Annotated in this window: 16 protein-coding genes; 3 read left to right on the top strand and 13 right to left on the bottom strand. The window is 70.1% G+C overall.

The window, feature by feature from the left end; translation table 11 throughout:
• Window positions 1-101: 101 nt before the first annotated feature.
• The 7 genes from ACZ6CL_RS25295 to clpS form a co-directional block, all read right to left on the bottom strand.
• Window positions 102-1,052 (bottom strand): PLP-dependent cysteine synthase family protein, encoded by a 951-nt coding sequence (locus ACZ6CL_RS25295; protein WP_468939058.1) that lies wholly within the window; start codon window positions 1,050-1,052, stop codon window positions 102-104.
• Window positions 1,052-1,330: a MoaD/ThiS family protein gene (locus tag ACZ6CL_RS25290; RefSeq protein WP_468939057.1), complete on the bottom strand. Its 279-nt coding sequence runs from the start codon at window positions 1,328-1,330 to the stop codon at window positions 1,052-1,054. The genes ACZ6CL_RS25295 and ACZ6CL_RS25290 overlap by 1 nt, the downstream gene beginning before the upstream one ends.
• 127 nt (window positions 1,331-1,457) lie before the next feature.
• A complete protein-coding gene (locus tag ACZ6CL_RS25285) occupies window positions 1,458-1,574 on the bottom strand; it encodes a putative leader peptide (RefSeq protein ID WP_450878890.1) in 117 nt (38 codons plus the stop codon).
• Between the two features lie 91 nt (window positions 1,575-1,665).
• Window positions 1,666-2,088, bottom strand: coding sequence for a M67 family metallopeptidase (locus ACZ6CL_RS25280; RefSeq protein ID WP_468939054.1), 423 nt, complete (start codon window positions 2,086-2,088; stop codon window positions 1,666-1,668).
• 81 nt (window positions 2,089-2,169) lie between these two features.
• The gene (locus ACZ6CL_RS25275; protein ID WP_468939051.1) at window positions 2,170-3,576 is read right to left on the bottom strand and encodes an amino acid permease; all 1,407 of its coding nucleotides are present in this window, start codon (window positions 3,574-3,576) and stop codon (window positions 2,170-2,172) included.
• Between the two features lie 219 nt (window positions 3,577-3,795).
• On the bottom strand, window positions 3,796-4,413 hold the full coding sequence (locus ACZ6CL_RS25270) for a DUF2017 domain-containing protein (protein WP_468939049.1): 618 nt from the start codon (window positions 4,411-4,413) through the stop codon (window positions 3,796-3,798).
• Window positions 4,413-4,724: an ATP-dependent Clp protease adapter ClpS gene (gene clpS, locus ACZ6CL_RS25265; RefSeq protein ID WP_385437129.1), complete on the bottom strand. Its 312-nt coding sequence runs from the start codon at window positions 4,722-4,724 to the stop codon at window positions 4,413-4,415. Before clpS ends, ACZ6CL_RS25270 begins: the two co-directional genes overlap by 1 nt.
• 82 nt (window positions 4,725-4,806) lie before the next feature.
• Between clpS and ACZ6CL_RS25260 the strand changes: the two genes are divergently transcribed.
• Together ACZ6CL_RS25260 and ACZ6CL_RS25255 are read left to right on the top strand one after the other, a co-directional pair.
• The gene (locus tag ACZ6CL_RS25260) at window positions 4,807-6,141 is read left to right on the top strand and encodes a nicotinate phosphoribosyltransferase (RefSeq protein WP_468939047.1); all 1,335 of its coding nucleotides are present in this window, start codon (window positions 4,807-4,809) and stop codon (window positions 6,139-6,141) included.
• A gap of 106 nt (window positions 6,142-6,247) precedes the next feature.
• Window positions 6,248-6,832, top strand: a complete 585-nt coding sequence (locus tag ACZ6CL_RS25255) for an isochorismatase family protein (RefSeq protein ID WP_468939045.1) — start codon at window positions 6,248-6,250, stop codon at window positions 6,830-6,832.
• Between the two features lie 17 nt (window positions 6,833-6,849).
• Here ACZ6CL_RS25255 and ACZ6CL_RS25250 read toward each other — a convergent pair whose 3' ends face one another.
• Window positions 6,850-7,161 (bottom strand): hypothetical protein, encoded by a 312-nt coding sequence (locus ACZ6CL_RS25250; RefSeq protein ID WP_468939042.1) that lies wholly within the window; start codon window positions 7,159-7,161, stop codon window positions 6,850-6,852.
• Between the two features lie 112 nt (window positions 7,162-7,273).
• On the bottom strand, window positions 7,274-9,661 hold the full coding sequence (locus ACZ6CL_RS25245) for an immune inhibitor A domain-containing protein (RefSeq protein ID WP_468939040.1): 2,388 nt from the start codon (window positions 9,659-9,661) through the stop codon (window positions 7,274-7,276).
• 249 nt (window positions 9,662-9,910) lie between these two features.
• Between ACZ6CL_RS25245 and ACZ6CL_RS25240 the strand changes: the two genes are divergently transcribed.
• A complete protein-coding gene (locus tag ACZ6CL_RS25240; RefSeq protein WP_468939039.1) occupies window positions 9,911-10,192 on the top strand; it encodes a hypothetical protein in 282 nt (93 codons plus the stop codon).
• Here ACZ6CL_RS25240 and ACZ6CL_RS25235 read toward each other — a convergent pair.
• The 4 genes from ACZ6CL_RS25235 to ACZ6CL_RS25220 all read right to left on the bottom strand — a co-directional run bounded on the left by ACZ6CL_RS25235 (window position 10,178) and on the right by ACZ6CL_RS25220 (window position 14,612).
• Window positions 10,178-10,684, bottom strand: a complete 507-nt coding sequence (locus ACZ6CL_RS25235) for an RDD family protein (RefSeq protein WP_468939036.1) — start codon at window positions 10,682-10,684, stop codon at window positions 10,178-10,180. The two genes, ACZ6CL_RS25240 and ACZ6CL_RS25235, sit on opposite strands and share 15 nt — an antisense overlap.
• Before the next feature lie 58 nt (window positions 10,685-10,742).
• Complete coding sequence (locus tag ACZ6CL_RS25230; RefSeq protein WP_468939033.1) at window positions 10,743-11,324, bottom strand: RDD family protein; 582 nt, start codon at window positions 11,322-11,324, stop codon at window positions 10,743-10,745.
• A 105-nt stretch (window positions 11,325-11,429) separates the two neighbouring features.
• Complete coding sequence (locus ACZ6CL_RS25225) at window positions 11,430-13,064, bottom strand: RDD family protein (protein ID WP_468939031.1); 1,635 nt, start codon at window positions 13,062-13,064, stop codon at window positions 11,430-11,432.
• Between the two features lie 180 nt (window positions 13,065-13,244).
• On the bottom strand, window positions 13,245-14,612 hold the full coding sequence (locus ACZ6CL_RS25220) for an FAD-binding oxidoreductase (protein ID WP_468939028.1): 1,368 nt from the start codon (window positions 14,610-14,612) through the stop codon (window positions 13,245-13,247).
• Window positions 14,613-14,668 lie beyond the last annotated feature (56 nt).

The raw sequence follows: 14,668 nt of genomic DNA, 5'->3' as shown, positions 1-14,668 counted from the left end.
GTAGCTCCTCCACGGGCCCGCGTTGTGGGCGGAATCACCAGGACGGAGCCCCGATCGGCCCCGTAATCCCCGCTCCCGCCGCCGGGAGCCGCGAGGCGTGGCTACGCCCAGAGCTGGCCGTGCAGCGTCTCGACCGCCTCCTCGGTGGTGGCCGCGGTGTAGACGCCGGTCGACAGGTACTTCCAGCCGCCGTCGGCGACGACGAACACGATGTCAGCGCTCTCACCCGCCGTGACGGCCTTGCGGGCGACGCCGAGCGCGGCGTGCAGCGCGGCGCCGGTGGAGACACCCGCGAAGATGCCTTCCTGGGCGAGGAGTTCACGGGTACGGGCCACCGCGTCCTCGGAGCCGACGGAGAAGCGGGTGGTGAGGATGGACTCGTCGTACAGCTCGGGGACGAAGCCCTCATCCAGGTTGCGCAGCCCATATACGACGTCGTCGTAGCGCGGCTCCGCGGCGACGATCCGCACCCCGGGCTTGTTCTCGCGCAGGAACCGGCCGACGCCCATCAGGGTGCCGGTGGTGCCGAGACCCGCCACGAAGTGGGTGACGGAGGGCAGGTCGGCCAGGATCTCGGGGCCGGTGGTCGCGTAGTGGGCGCCCGCGTTGTCCGGGTTCCCGTACTGGTAGAGCATCACCCAGTCGGGGTGCTCGGCGCTCAGTTCCTTGGCCACCCGGACGGCGGTGTTGGAGCCGCCCGCGGCGGGCGAGGAGATGATCTCCGCGCCCCACATGGCGAGCAGCTGGCGCCGCTCCTCGCTGGTGTTCTCCGGCATGACGCACACGATGCGGTAGCCCTTGAGCTTGGCCGCCATGGCGAGCGAGATGCCGGTGTTGCCGGAGGTCGGTTCCAGGATGGTGCAGCCGGGCGTCAACCGGCCGTCCTTCTCGGCCTGTTCGATCATATGGAGCGCGGGGCGGTCCTTGACCGAGCCGGTCGGGTTGCGGTCCTCCAGCTTCGCCCAGACCCGGACGTCCGGGGAGGGCGAGAGCCGTGGCAGCCGGACGAGCGGCGTGTTGCCGACCGCTGCCAGGGGGCTGTCGTACCGCATCAGCGCATTCCACCGGCGACGGCCGGGAGGATCGTCACGCTGTCGCCGTCCGAGAGCTTGGTGGAGATGCCTTCGAGGAAGCGGACGTCCTCGTCGTTCAGGTAGACGTTGACGAAGCGGCGCAGCTCGCCACCGTCGACCAGGCGCTCCTGGATGCCGGTGTGCCGGGACTCCAGGTCGGCGAACAGCTCGGCGACCGTGGTCCCGCTGCCCTCGACCGCCTTCTGGCCGTCGGTGTAGGTGCGGAGGATGGTCGGGATGCGGACCTCGATGGCCATTCTTAAGCTCCTGTGGGAGGGCGGGGTGGACTTCCGGACCGTGACCGGGCCGGGAGGGCGTCGTCGAAGGACTTCGGGCTTCGCTTGCGGGGCTTGCGGGCGGGCTTCGGGCGCCGGAGGCGCGCGCTCAGACGGCCTCGGCGCGGCGCGGACACATCGCACTGGCGAGCCGGCACAGGTCGACGTGAAGCCGCGCCACGAGCAGCATGCCCGGCGCCTTCTCGCTCACGTCATCGAAAACCATGAACTCATCGTATCGATTCCCGATCCGCCCCCCGGAAGCTCATCCCGTGATACGGACGGGTAACAACCACTATGCGAGACGACATCAGAGGTCATCCCGGGATGATCTCGACATCTTCCTCGGTGACCTCACCGTCGACGATCCGGTAGGAACGGAACTGGAAGGGCCCCTCGTCGTTGCCGCAGTCGGCGGTCGACACGAGGACGTAGTGGGCGCCGGGCTCATTGGCGTAGGTGATGTCCGTGCGCGAGGGGTACGCCTCGGTCGCGGTGTGCGAGTGATAGATCACGACCGGCTCTTCATCGCGGTCGTCCATCTCGCGGTAGAGCTTGAGCAGATCGGTCGAGTCGAACTCGTAGAACGTGGGAGAACGGGCCGCGTTCAGCATGGGGATGAACCGCTCGGGGCGGCCGCTTCCGGCCGGGCCCGCGATGACACCGCACGCCTCGTCGGGGTGGTCGGCCCGGGCGTGCGCGACGATCTGGTCATGGAGGGCCTGGGTGATGGTCAGCATGGTGCACAGAATAGGAGGCGGGCTCCGGACCGAGGTCCGGAGCCCGCCTGCTGAGACGACGCGCCCAAGGGGCGGAAGCGGTCAGTCCCGCGCGTACTCGACCTCGCGCTCCTGCGCGGCGACCTCGGGCGTACGGCTCTTGAGCACGAACCAGCCGATCACCAGGAGCACGGCCCAGACGGCCCCGACGTACAGCGAGATCCGCGCGTCCTTGTCGTACGCGATCAGACCGGTGACGCCGATGAGGAAGATCAGCGCCACCCAGCTGAAGACCGAACCGCCGGGCGCCGGGAAGGACGAGGCGGGCAGCCGCCCGGCCACGACCGCGCGGCGGTAGCGGATGTGGCTGACGAGGATCATCGCCCAGGCCCAGATCCCGGCCGCGGTGGCCACCGAGGTGACGTAGAGGAAGACCTTGTCCGGGACGGTGTAGTTCAGCACCACGCCGATGCCCATGAGGAAGGCGGAGAGGGCGATACCGGCGAACGGGGTCTTACGGGCGTTGAGCTTGCCGAAGACACCCGGCGCCTCGCTGTTGGCGGCCAGGTCGCGCAGCATGCGGCCGGTGGAGTACATGCCGGAGTTGCAGGAGGACAGGGCCGCGGTGAGGACGACGAAGTTGACGATGCCCGCCGCGAAGGGGATGCCGATCACCGAGAAGGCGTGCACGAAGGGGCTCTCGCCCGCGGAGAACTCGGTCCACTTCACGACGGAGAGGATGACGAGCAGGGCGCCGACGTAGAAGACGATGATGCGCCACGGCAGGGTGTTGATCGCCTTGGGCAGGGTCTTCTCGGGGTCCTCGGACTCGCCCGCGGTGACGCCGACCAGCTCGACGGCGAGGTAGGCGAACATCACGCCCTGGAGCGTCATCAGGCTGTCGCCGATGCCGTTCGGGAAGAAGCCGCCGTGCGACCAGAGGTTGGAGGCGGCCGCGGTGTCACCGGCCTCCGAGAAGCCGAGGGTCAGCACGCCGAGACCGATGACGATCATGCCGATGATCGCGGTGACCTTGACCATCGAGAACCAGAACTCGACCTCGCCGAAGATCTTCACCGAGATCAGGTTGACGCCGAAGAGCACGACCAGGAAGACCAGCGCGCTGACCCACTGCGGGATCGACGGGAACCAGAAGTGGATGTAGATGGCCGCGGCGGTCAGCTCGGCCATGCCGGTGACGATCCACATGAGCCAGTAGGTCCAGCCGGTCACATAGCCGAAGAACGGACCCAGGAACTCACGGGCGTACTCCGCGAAGGAGCCCGAGACAGGGCGATACAGGAGCAGCTCTCCGAGCGCTCGCATGATGAAGAAGATGACGACGCCCGCGAGGGCGTACATCAGGATGATGCTGGGGCCCGCCTTGGCGATGTTCGCCCCGGCCCCCATGAACAGACCGACACCGATGGCACCGCCGATGGCGATCATCTGTACCTGGCGACTGCCCAAGCCGCGCTCATAGCCTTCTTCAGGCGCCGCTGAGGTCATGTGATGTGCCTTTCTCCCTGTGCGGCTGGCGATCGTGAAGATTTATCACGAGGGCAACACTGATCGACTCAGCCGACTGTGAGGCACGCCACAGGGAGAACCGGACAAACGTTGTCACGTACAACAAAGCGAGTGATCGCAGTGATGCGATCGTTATCCGGAGTTGAGCACTCTCTAAACGAACACTCAGTGATCAAAAGTGATCAGAAAAGGCGACGATCACGCCATTAGGGTCTCGATCAGCGTCTCCTGCAGCCCGCCGAGCCAGAAGTACGCCATCACCATCGGCTTGCGCGGATCGGAGTCGGGCAGCCCGAGCAGCTCACCGCCGTCGTCATCGTCGGTGACCTCCAGACGGGTCCCGATCGCCAGCCGCAGATCGTTGAGGGCACCGAGCCACTGCCGGGACTTCTGCGGGGCCAGCTCCAGCACCGCCGGCTCCTTGGCGGCCGACCCGGTGGACCCGGCAGCCAGCGAGTCCAGGTCGCGCACCATCGCCAGGGCGTCATCGCGCTTGCGCGCCCGCAGATCGTTCTCGGTGTACCGGCGGAACTCCGCCGAGGCGGCCCGCGCCTCCTTCTCCGCGTCCCCCTCCAGCTTCTGGTCCGGCGCCCCATAGGCGTCCGGGAACAGCCGGGCCAGCGCCGGGTCGCTCGGCGGCTTGGTGGGCCCCTCGGCGAACAGCGCGTCCAGCGGGTCCTCGGCCCCGGCCGGCTGGTCGCCCGGACCGATCAGCTCCGCGAGCTGCACGGCCAGGCTGCGCAGGATGGAGATCTCCACCTCGTCCAGGGCGACGGCGGCACCGCCGCCCGGCAGCGGCTCAAATCGTCCCGACATCAGCGCTCCTGCGTGAGCGTCGCCCACAGCCCGTACCCGTGCATCGCCTGCACGTCGCGCTCCATCTCCTCGCGGCTGCCACTGGAGACGATCGCGCGCCCCTTGTGATGAACGTCGAGCATCAGCTTGTGCGCCTTGTCCTTGGAGTAGCCGAAGTAGCTCTGGAACACGTACGTGACATAGCTCATGAGATTGACGGGGTCATTGTGGACCACCGTCACCCAGGGAACGTCCGGCTCAGGCACCTCCATCGGCGCCTCGCTGGATTCTGGACGTTCGATCTCCACCGGACTGACACTCACACCCCCAATGCTGCCACCCGGTAGGGCCGGTCGCCTAAACCGGCACCCAGATCTCGTCACTCTGACGAGTATGCGAGGTAACATCATCAACATGGACACTGCGGACTTGGGACTGCCGGTGGACGTGCCGTCGACTGCGCTGTTCACCGACCGGTACGAACTCACCATGCTGCAGGCCGCGCTGCGGGCGGGCACCGCCGACCGCCGCTCGGTCTTCGAGGTCTTCACCCGGCGGCTGCCCGAGGGGCGGCGCTACGGCGTCGTCGCGGGCACCGGACGGGTCCTCGACGCCGTCGAGAACTTCCGTTTCGACGGCGGCGTCCTGGACTTCCTCGCGCAGCACCGGATCGTGGACGAACCGACGCTCGCCTGGCTCGCCGACTTCCGGTTCCGCGGCGACATCTGGGGCTACCCGGAGGGTGAGGTCTACTTCCCCGGCTCGCCGATCATGCGGGTGGAGGGCACGTTCGCCGAGGCCGTGCTGCTGGAGACCGTGATCCTCTCCATCCTCAACCACGACTCGGCGGTCGCCGCCGCCGCGTCCCGGATGTCCGTCGCCGCGGGCGGCCGTCCGCTGATCGAGATGGGCGCGCGCCGCACCCATGAGCTGGCCGCCGTGGCCGCCGCGCGGGCCGCGTACGTCGGCGGCTTCGCCACCACCTCGGACCTAGCGGCCGGATTCCGCTACAACATCCCCACCGTCGGTACCAGCGCCCACGCCTTCACCCTGCTGCACGACAACGAGCGCGACGCCTTCACCGCCCAGGTCGCCTCGCTCGGCAGCGACACCACCCTGCTGGTGGACACCTTCGACGTCGCCGAGGCGGTGCGCACCGCGGTGGAGATCGCGGGCACGGAGCTGGGCGCCGTCCGGATCGACTCCGGCGACCTGCTGCTGCTCGCCCACCGGGTGCGGCAGCAGCTGGACGACCTGGGCGCCAAGGGCACGAAGATCGTGGTCACCAGCGATCTGGACGAGTACGCGATCGCCTCGCTCGCCGCGGCCCCGGTGGACGCGTACGGGGTCGGCACCCGGCTGGTGACCGGCAGCGGCCATCCGACCTGCTCGATGGTCTACAAGCTGGTCGCCCGCGCCCAGTCCGACGCGGCCGACGCGCCGCTGGTGCCGGTGGCGAAGAAGTCCATGGGCGCGAAGACCTCGATCGGCGGCCGCAAGTGGGCGGCCCGGCGGCCGGACGCGGACGGGGTGGCCGAGGCCGAGGTGATCGGCAGCGGCCCCGTCCCGGAGGCCCTGGCCGCCCACACGATGCAGATCGAGCTGGTGCGCGGCGGCGAGATCGTGGCCCGGGAGCCGCTGGACGCGGCGCGCGACCGCCACGCGGCGGCGCGGGCGGGGCTGCCCCTGTCGGCGACGCAGCTCTCGCAGGGCGATCCGGTGCTGCCGACGGAGTACTCGCAGGCGTGAGGGGTACGTCCATGACGACCATGGCGTCGATAGCGATCATGCCGATCGCCCCTTGCGCCGCTGCTACTGCTGTGACCACCACGGGCCGAGCCGGAAGGCGTGCGCGATGCACCGGGCACTGATCGTCGTCGACATCCAGAACGACTTCTGTGAGGGCGGAAGCCTCGCGGTGACGGGCGGCGCGGACGTCGCCGCCGCCATCACCGACTACATCGGGGAGGCGTCGCCCGGTTACCGCCACATCGTGGCCAGCCGCGACCGCCACATCGACCCGGGCGATCACTTCTCCGACCACCCGGACTACGAGCGCACCTGGCCGCCGCACTGTGTCGCGGGCACGGAGGGGGTCGGCTTCCACCCGAATTTCGCGCCCGCGGTGGCGTCGGGCGCGATCGACGCGGTCTTCGACAAGGGCGCGTACAGCGCGGCGTACAGCGGCTTCGAGGGCGTCGACGAGCACGGGACGACGCTGGCGGCGTGGCTGCGGGAGCGGAGCGTGACCGAGGTGGACGTGGCCGGGATCGCCACCGACCACTGCGTGCGGGCCACCGCGCTGGACGCGCGCCGCGAGGGGTTCGTGACGCACGTCCTGCTCGGGCTGACCGTGGGCGTGGCCCCCGCCACCACCCAGCGCGCCCTGGAGGAGCTGCGGGACGCGGGCGTCCGGCTGAGCGGGCAGCCGGTGACCTGAGGGCCCTCAGGCGCCCGTCAGGCGGTCGCCGCGGGGCGCAGGAGGGCGGCGATGGGGTGCCACAGCTCGCCGCCGATGTCGGGGGACGTGCGCCAGATGAGGCCGTCGGGGTGGTGGAGCACCGCCGTCACCTCGTCGGGCGTCGGTGGCGCGCTGTTGCCGCGCAGATACACGGCGCGAAGCCCCAGGTTGCGCAGCCTGGTCAGGGCGCGCGCCCGGTTCGCGGCGTGGACCAGGACGCGGACGCCGCCCTCGCCCAGCGGGCGGGGCAGGGTCAGTGCCACCACCACGCTGCCGCCCGGCAGCTTCGTGAATCCTCCATCAGCCATACGGTTCATGTCCCCCGTGAGACGTGGTGTCAATAAGAAGGTCTAGGTGCATCTAAACGTGAACGGCCGTCGCCCGCTAGTGGGTGACGGCCGTCACTGCTTTGACCTGCGGTTATGACGAGGGACCCACCTGGACGGTCATCGTCTGGCCGTCCGGGCGCTCCCGGAGGATCGAGATCCGGGTGTTGGTGTCAGCAACCTGGACCCCGGCGGTGGGGTTGGACTTGTCCCAGTACGTACCCTTGCGGTCGTCGAAGACCGGGACGCCCCGCTTGCCCTTGATCTTCGTGGCCTTCCCGTCCTTGTGGAGGGTGAAGCCGTCCGCCCGGTACCAGCTGAAGGTCGAGTCGTACGCCTGAACGCGGTTGCGCATCAGCGTGCCGTCCGCCCACTTCTCCGGGGCGGCGTGCGCGTCGACCGGGAGGATCTGACCGGAGCCGGGGTGGACGCCGGTGTTGTTGTCCGGCTGCGAGGTGTCCCACTGCCAGATCAGCAGACCGTTCTGGTACGGGAAGTGCTCGACCCAGGACGGCCGGGTGGAGGCCCAGCCGAAGTTGTACGGGCCGGTCTTCAGGGTCTTGTCGTAGCTGACGTACTGGCGGTTCTCGGCGAGGTAGTACTGCGGGTAGTCCTTGGTGAAGGACGCGCCGACGCGCGAGAAGCCGTCCGCCGTCCAGCCGTTGTCGTCACCCTCGGCGCCGTCGGTGACGACGGGCTTGCCGTCCGCGGTCAGGGAGATGGCGTCGGCGGTGAAGCCCTTCTGCGCGACCCCGCCGTCCGTCTGGTAGCGGAAGCGGAGGTCGATCTTCTTGCCCGCGTAGGCGTCCAGCGGGAAGGAGAGCTTCCGGTACGCCCCGGAGGTGCCGGTCAGCGCGGGCTTGTCGCCCGCGTCGCGCGGGATGGCCTTGCCGTCCGCGGTGCCGTCGACCGGCGTCCAGTTGGCGCCGCCGTCCGTGGAGACCTCGGTGTAGAGGTAGTCGAAGTTCTCCTCGATGTCCCACCAGCCCTGGAGGTCCAGGTTCGCCTTGGCGGCGCCCGTGAGGTCGACGGACCGGGTGAGGGTGTTCTTCAGGTCGTCGCCCATCCCGGACCACCACTGCTTGGTGCCCTCGGCGGGCGCGGTGATCTCGGTGGTGACGGCCTTGTCGGGGAGGTTGACGACCAGGGCCTGCTTGTTCTTGGTGTTGTACTCGGCGACCCCGAGGGTGTGCCGGGACTTCGTACCGGCCTTCGCGGTGCCGTAGTTGAGCCAGCCCAGCTGGAGCTTGTCCCAGGCGGACATGTCGCCGGGGAGGTCACCGATGGAGTCCTCGCCGGTGCCCAGCCAGGAGCCCGCGGACATCAACGACCAGTAGGCGACGGAGGATTCGCCCTTGCCCGTGGTGTCGTACTCGTCGGGCAGGCCGAGGTCGTGGCCGTACTCATGGGCGAAGACGCCGAGGCCGCCGTTCTCCGGCTGCATGGTGTAGTCGCCGACCCAGATGCCGGTGTCGCCGATCTGGGTGCCGCCCGCCTTGTTGGCGCCGGGGCCGGTGCTGCCCGCGTCGGTGCCGTACGCGTACCAGCGGTGCGCCCAGATCGCGTTCTCGCCCTCGGCGCCGCCGCCCGCGGACTCGTCCTCACCGGCGTGCACGATCTGGAAGTGGTCGATGTAGCCGTCCGGCTCGTTGAAGTTGCCGTCGCCGTCGAAGTCGTAGCGGTCCCACTGGTCGTACTGGGCCAGGTCCGTCTTGATCTGCGCGTCGGTGCGGCCGGCCGCCTTCTGGGCCTTCGCCCACTGGTTGACGCCGTCGCGTATCAGGTCCCAGGCGTTGGCGCAGTTGGTGTCGCCGCAGTAGTTGGAGCCGTAACGGGCCTCGTTCCAGTCGACCTTGACCCAGTCGGAGACCTCGCCGTCGACCGAGTAGCGGCCCGAGGACTGCTTCTCGTAGTACTTCTTCAGGGACTCCTTGCCCTTGGCCTCGGAGAAGTAGAGGTCCTGGAAGTGCTTTTGGTTGTAGTCCTTCTGCCAGGCGGTGCTGTTGTCCTGGGCGCGGTCCGGCTCGGCGATCGTGTTGTGCGCCGGCCCCGGGGCGCCGCCGTACTTCTTCACCGGCGGCTCGGGGCCGTCGGCGCCGTCCGGGTCGTACATCGTGGTGTCGTCGACCTTGTCGCCGAACTCCACGAGCACGGTGAAGATCTTGTCGGTCTTCTCCCGGGCCAGCTCGACGTACTTGCCCTTGCCGAGCTTCACCACCTCCGACGCGCCGCGCCGGGTGGTCTCCTTGTCCCCGGATATGACCTGGCGCAACGCGTCCTGGCGCTGCGCCTCTTGCTGCTTGCTGAACGGGCCCGCCAGATCGTGCTCGACGTCCGTCTTCGCGGGCGCCGGGTCATGGCGTTCGACACGCGTAGATGGCGCGTCCGCCTGGGCGACGCCCGTTGCCAGCGCGGCCGCGCCGAGCGCGGCCACCACCGTGGCGACCGCGGCCGATCTGGCCGCCCTCCGTTGGCTGTTCACTTGTTCCTCCCCTTCCACACACCGGTGCCGCACATTTGACCGGAGTGTCAGGAGAAAAGACAGTCCTTGACTTTGCATGTGACGGGTCGGTACGTGACTCCGTGCGCCCCCCGTGCACCTTCCCCGTGGGTGAGGTCACGCTTAGTCCCGCTCCCCATCGGGCATCCAGGACCGTAGAGTCTTTTTGACGGCGCACATCAGCCCGACTCATACCCCCGCATATCGATGCCCCTGAGGACGGATCCCGCCATGCCGCGTCCGACTTCTGCCCAGCTCGCCTACGGTTCGGCCACCGTCGTCCTGTCGACACTGGCCATGCTGCTGCTCTCCGAAACCCGCTCGGGGCTCGGGGTGGGCATGGTGACCGTGGCCGGTTTCGCACTCGGGCTGCTGGTAGCCCTCACCGTGCCGGTGTCCCGCCCCTCTCGCGTCGCCCGTGCTGGCCGTACCGGCCGCCCGGTGCGCGGCCACCGCCCGCTGGCCGGGTCCGCGGTGGCCGAATCGCCGCGGGAGCACTCACTGCACGGCTGACACCACGACCGTCCGCGCCGCCTTGTCGTGCAGGCAGCGCTGGAACGGCTTGTCCCACAGCAGCGAGACGACGTTCACCACCCAGAACAGGGTGCCGACGAGCACCGGGATCAGCAGTCCCGGCAGTGTGTAGACCGCCGCGCGCACCCAGCCCTGGCCGCCCGGAATGTTTCCGTCCGAGAGCATCGCCACGCGGATGCGCATCGCCTTCTTGCCGAGCGTCTGACCGCTGCGGGCCAGCATGGCGCCCTCGTAGCCGAAGTAGACCGCCATGGTGATGAGCAGCCCGCCCATCACCTTGCCCAGATCCTGCTCGCCCGAGTGCTCCATGCCGTACTGGAGCGCACCCGTCATGCCGAGCGCCACGGTCCAGATGACGCCGAGCACGAGGCCGTCGATCAGCCGGGCGACGAAGCGCTGGCCGGGCGTGGCCAGCGGGGGCATCCCCGCGAGGTCGGGGTACGGGGGCGACGACAGCTGGTCGGGGCTCATGACCCCGATTACATCAGCAGCCCTCCGGGCCCCTCGCGGCGGGCCGAGGGCAGATGCGTCACGGCTCGGCCGAGACGACGACCGTTTTGGCCGCCTTGTCGTGCAGACACTGCCTATACGGCCGGTCCCAGGTGCACCACAAGACATTGACCAGCCAGAAGACAGCGCCGCAGCAGGGCACGATCTCGGGGAGCGCGTACACGGCGGCCCGCACCCAGCCGGGCCCGCCCGCCGGGGTCTCGCCGGTCTCCAGCATGGCCACCCGGATCTTCATCGCCTTCTTGCCGAGGGTCTGGCCGTAGCGGGTCAGCATCATCCCCTCGTAGACGAAGTACACCAGGACGTAGGCGAGCGTGAACACGGACGAGCGGGCGTCGCTGCCGTCGCCCATCGGGTAGTAGGTGCCCAGGACCAGGGCCATGATCAGGCCGACCGGGATGCCGATGATCAGTCCGTCGATGATCCGGGCGGCGAGGCGGCGGCCGAGGTGGGCGAGCGGGGGCATGCCCGCGAGCGGGTCGTCGCCGCCGTCGTGGTCGCCGTAGGGGGAGCCGTTCGCCCGGGGCGGCGGCTGCTGCTTGGCGAACGGATCCCGGTCGTGGGGCTCGTCCCCGGGTGGCGGCGGCTGGTCGGTGCTCATGGCCCGAGTCGACCGCCGATCGAGGACGGCCGCATCCGGCACGCCCCGTTCGGGCGATCCGGATGGTCCATCCGACTGGATGAACCATCCCCCTCAGGACCCCGGTCAGTCCGCCGTGGCGACGAAGGTGCGGGCGGCCTTGTCGTGCCAGCACTGCCGCCAGGGGCGGTCGAACAGGCACCAGAGCACGTTCACCACGCCGACCACCAGCACGCCCAGCACCCCGTACACCAGCCAGCGGCGCAGGGCGGCGCCGAACGCCGGGGTGTCGTGCTCCTCGATGTCCAGGACCCGCACCCCGCACAGCTTCTTGCCGAGCGTACGGCCCCACAGGGACACCGGCAGCGCCTCCAGCAGGACCCCGCCGAGCAGCAGCACGCCCAGCACGATGGCGAGGTAGCCGCCGGTCGTGCCGTCGAGCAGATAGACGGTCACGGTCTCGCCGGACTGCTTGGCCGCCTCCACCTTCTCGTCGATGTGGTCGGCGGCCTTCCCCCACAGCGGGAACCCGGCCGCCCCGGTGATGGCGAGCAGCACGGCCATGTCGATCAGCCGGGCGGAGAAGCGGCGGCCGAGCCCGGCGGGCCGCCCCTCGGCCTGGGCGGCCTGCAGGAACGGGTTGTCGACCGGCGGCTTCCAGGGGATGACGCTCTCGGGCGCGCCCTGCTGGGGCGCCGGGGGCTGGGGCTGCTGGGGCTGGGGCTGCTGGGGCTGGTGTGGCTGCTGCTGGGCGAGCTGGTGGACCTGCTGCTGCCAGCCGCCGGGGGCGCCGTGGGACGGCTGGGCCGGGATGCCGCCGTAGGGCTGCTGCGGCGGGGACTGCTGCTGGTGGGGCGGAGGCTGCGGGGGCTGGTGCTGCTGGGGCTGGGACGACTGCTGGGGGCCCTGCGGGGCGTCGCGGTCGAGCGCACGGAACGTCATCGTGCCCTCGTCGCGGCCGGTCGGCCGCAGCGCGCGCATCGCCATCGTGCCGTCCGCCCCCGCCCTACCGGCGTCGGCCGAGGGCGCGCTCAGCTCCGGGGTGCTGCGCACGGCGGGGAGGGCGTGGGTGGCGCGATCCTTGCGGTCGCCCGTAGCTCCCGGAGCTCCCGGAGCGCCCGTACCGTCGCCGCGCATGGTCAGCGTGCCCGGGTCGCGACCGCCTTCACCACGGCCGCTCCCGTCGCCACCGGCATCACCCGCACCGCGCGGGTCGGGCAGCCCCGCCCGTGGGTCCTCCGGCTCCGGCGAACCCCAGGAGACCCGGCGGTCCGGCTCACCGCCGAACCCGGCCTGGTGGGACGCGTCGGCCTGCCAGGCGGCCCCGGCGCCGGGGCGGGTGCCGTGCAGCCGCTGCGGATCGTCCCAGTCCACCGGGGCGGCCGTGCCGCCGGGCGGCACCGGCTCGGTGCCCATGACGCCGCCCGGGGCGGGGTCATGGACGGCGGGGTCCCGGACGTCCATCTCGGCGCGCGCCCGCAGCTCGGGCAGGGCCCCGCCGACCTCCGGCGCGGGCAGCGGCTGCGGGTCCTCGTCCAGGAACATCGGACCGGTCTCGTCCGGTACCGGCGCGGTGACCTGGGTGTGGGTGACTCCGGGCGGCGCTGCGGGCATGGCCTCGCCCTCGGCCGGTGCGGGCCGACTCGTGCCGGGCACCCATGCGGCGCCGTTCCAGTACCGGATGTAGTTGGGAATGGACGGATCCGGATAAAAACCAGGAATGGAGCTGCCGTCAGCGGATCCTGAGGAAGGGGCGCTCATGATCTCCGATGTCCCGTATCTGTGCTCGCCGTGCTGCTGTGCTGCGCTGCCGCAGTGCAACTCGGAGCGCGATGTCAAGGTCTATCAGACGGGCCCGCGGCCCGTACCTACTGTGGCACCGCCCCGTACCGTTTTGGCGGGCAATGGGGGAAGCCAGGACAGCGAGCATTCCGTGAAGTATTAGAAGAGCTTTCCCGGGTTGAGCAGACCCAAGGGGTCGAAGACCTGCTTGATACCTTTCTGCAACTCCACCCCCACCGGTCCCAGTTCGCGCGCGAGCCACTCCCGCTTCAGCACGCCCACCCCGTGCTCCCCCGTGATCGTGCCGCCGAGCGCCAGCCCCAGCGCCATGATCTCGTCGAACGATTCGCGCGCCCGCCGCGACTCGTCCGGATCCCCGGGGTCGAAACAGACCGTCGGATGGGTGTTGCCGTCGCCCGCGTGGGCCACGACCCCGATCGTGAGGGCGTACTTCTCGGCGATGGCGGCCGTGCCGTCGATCATCTCGGCGAGGCGGGAGCGCGGTACGCAGACGTCGTCGATCATCGTGACGCCCTTGACCGCCTCCAGCGCGGTCAGCGTCATGCGGCGGGCCTGGAGCAGCAGATCGGACTCGGCCGCGTCCTCCGCCGGGACCACCTCGGTCGCCCCGGCGGCCGTGCACAGCTCACCCACGGCGGCCAGGTCGGCCGCCGGGTCCGGGGTGTCGAAGGCGGCCATCAGCAGGGCCTCGGTGGACTCGGGGAGGCCCATGCCGCCCAGGGCGTTGACCGCGCGCACGCTCGTACGGTCCATCAGCTCCAGCAGCGACGGCACGTGGCCGCGCTCCATGATGCGGCAGATCGCGTCGCACGCGGCCGCGGTGGAGGGGAACTCGGCGGCCAGGACGAGCTGTTCCGGCGGGGCGGGCTTGAGCGCGAGGACGGCCCGTACGACGATGCCGAGGCTCCCCTCGGAGCCGACGAAGAGGCGGGTCAGGTCGTAGCCCGCGACGCCCTTCGCGGTGCGGCGGCCGGTGGACAGCAGCCGTCCGTCCGCGAGGACGACGTCCAGGCCGAGGACGTACTCGGCGGTCACGCCGTACTTCACACAGCACAGCCCGCCCGAGGCCGTGCCGATGTTGCCGCCGATGGTGCACTGCTCCCAGCTGCTGGGGTCCGGGGGGTAGTACAGCCCTTTCTCCAGCACGGCGCGCGACAGCGCCGCGTTGACCACGCCCGGTTCGACGACCGCGATCCGGTCGACCGGGTTGATCTCCAGGATGCGGTCCATCTTGATCAGGGACAGCACGACGCAGCCGTCGGACGCGTTGGCCGCGCCCGACAGGCCGGTGCGCGCGCCCTGGGGGACGATGGGGACACGCAGCGCCGTGGCCGTACGGCACACGTGCTGCACCTGCTCGACAGTGCGCGGGAGGACGACCACGGCGGGCGCGCCCGCGTCGCAGAAGCTCGCCATGTCGTTGGCGTACGCCGCCGTGACATCGGGGTCGGTCAGCACCGCCTCCTCGGGGAGGCCCTCCCGCAGCGACTCGATGAGGTCGGTCATACGCCCAGGCTCGCACTCGGCGGGGCGCCAGGGAAGATCGGCGCGGCGAGTGGGTT

The organism is Streptomyces sp. NPDC041200, assembly GCF_055591805.1.
The sequence above is the reverse complement of the archived record's forward strand: the minus strand, read 5'-3'. Positions and strand labels throughout refer to the sequence as shown.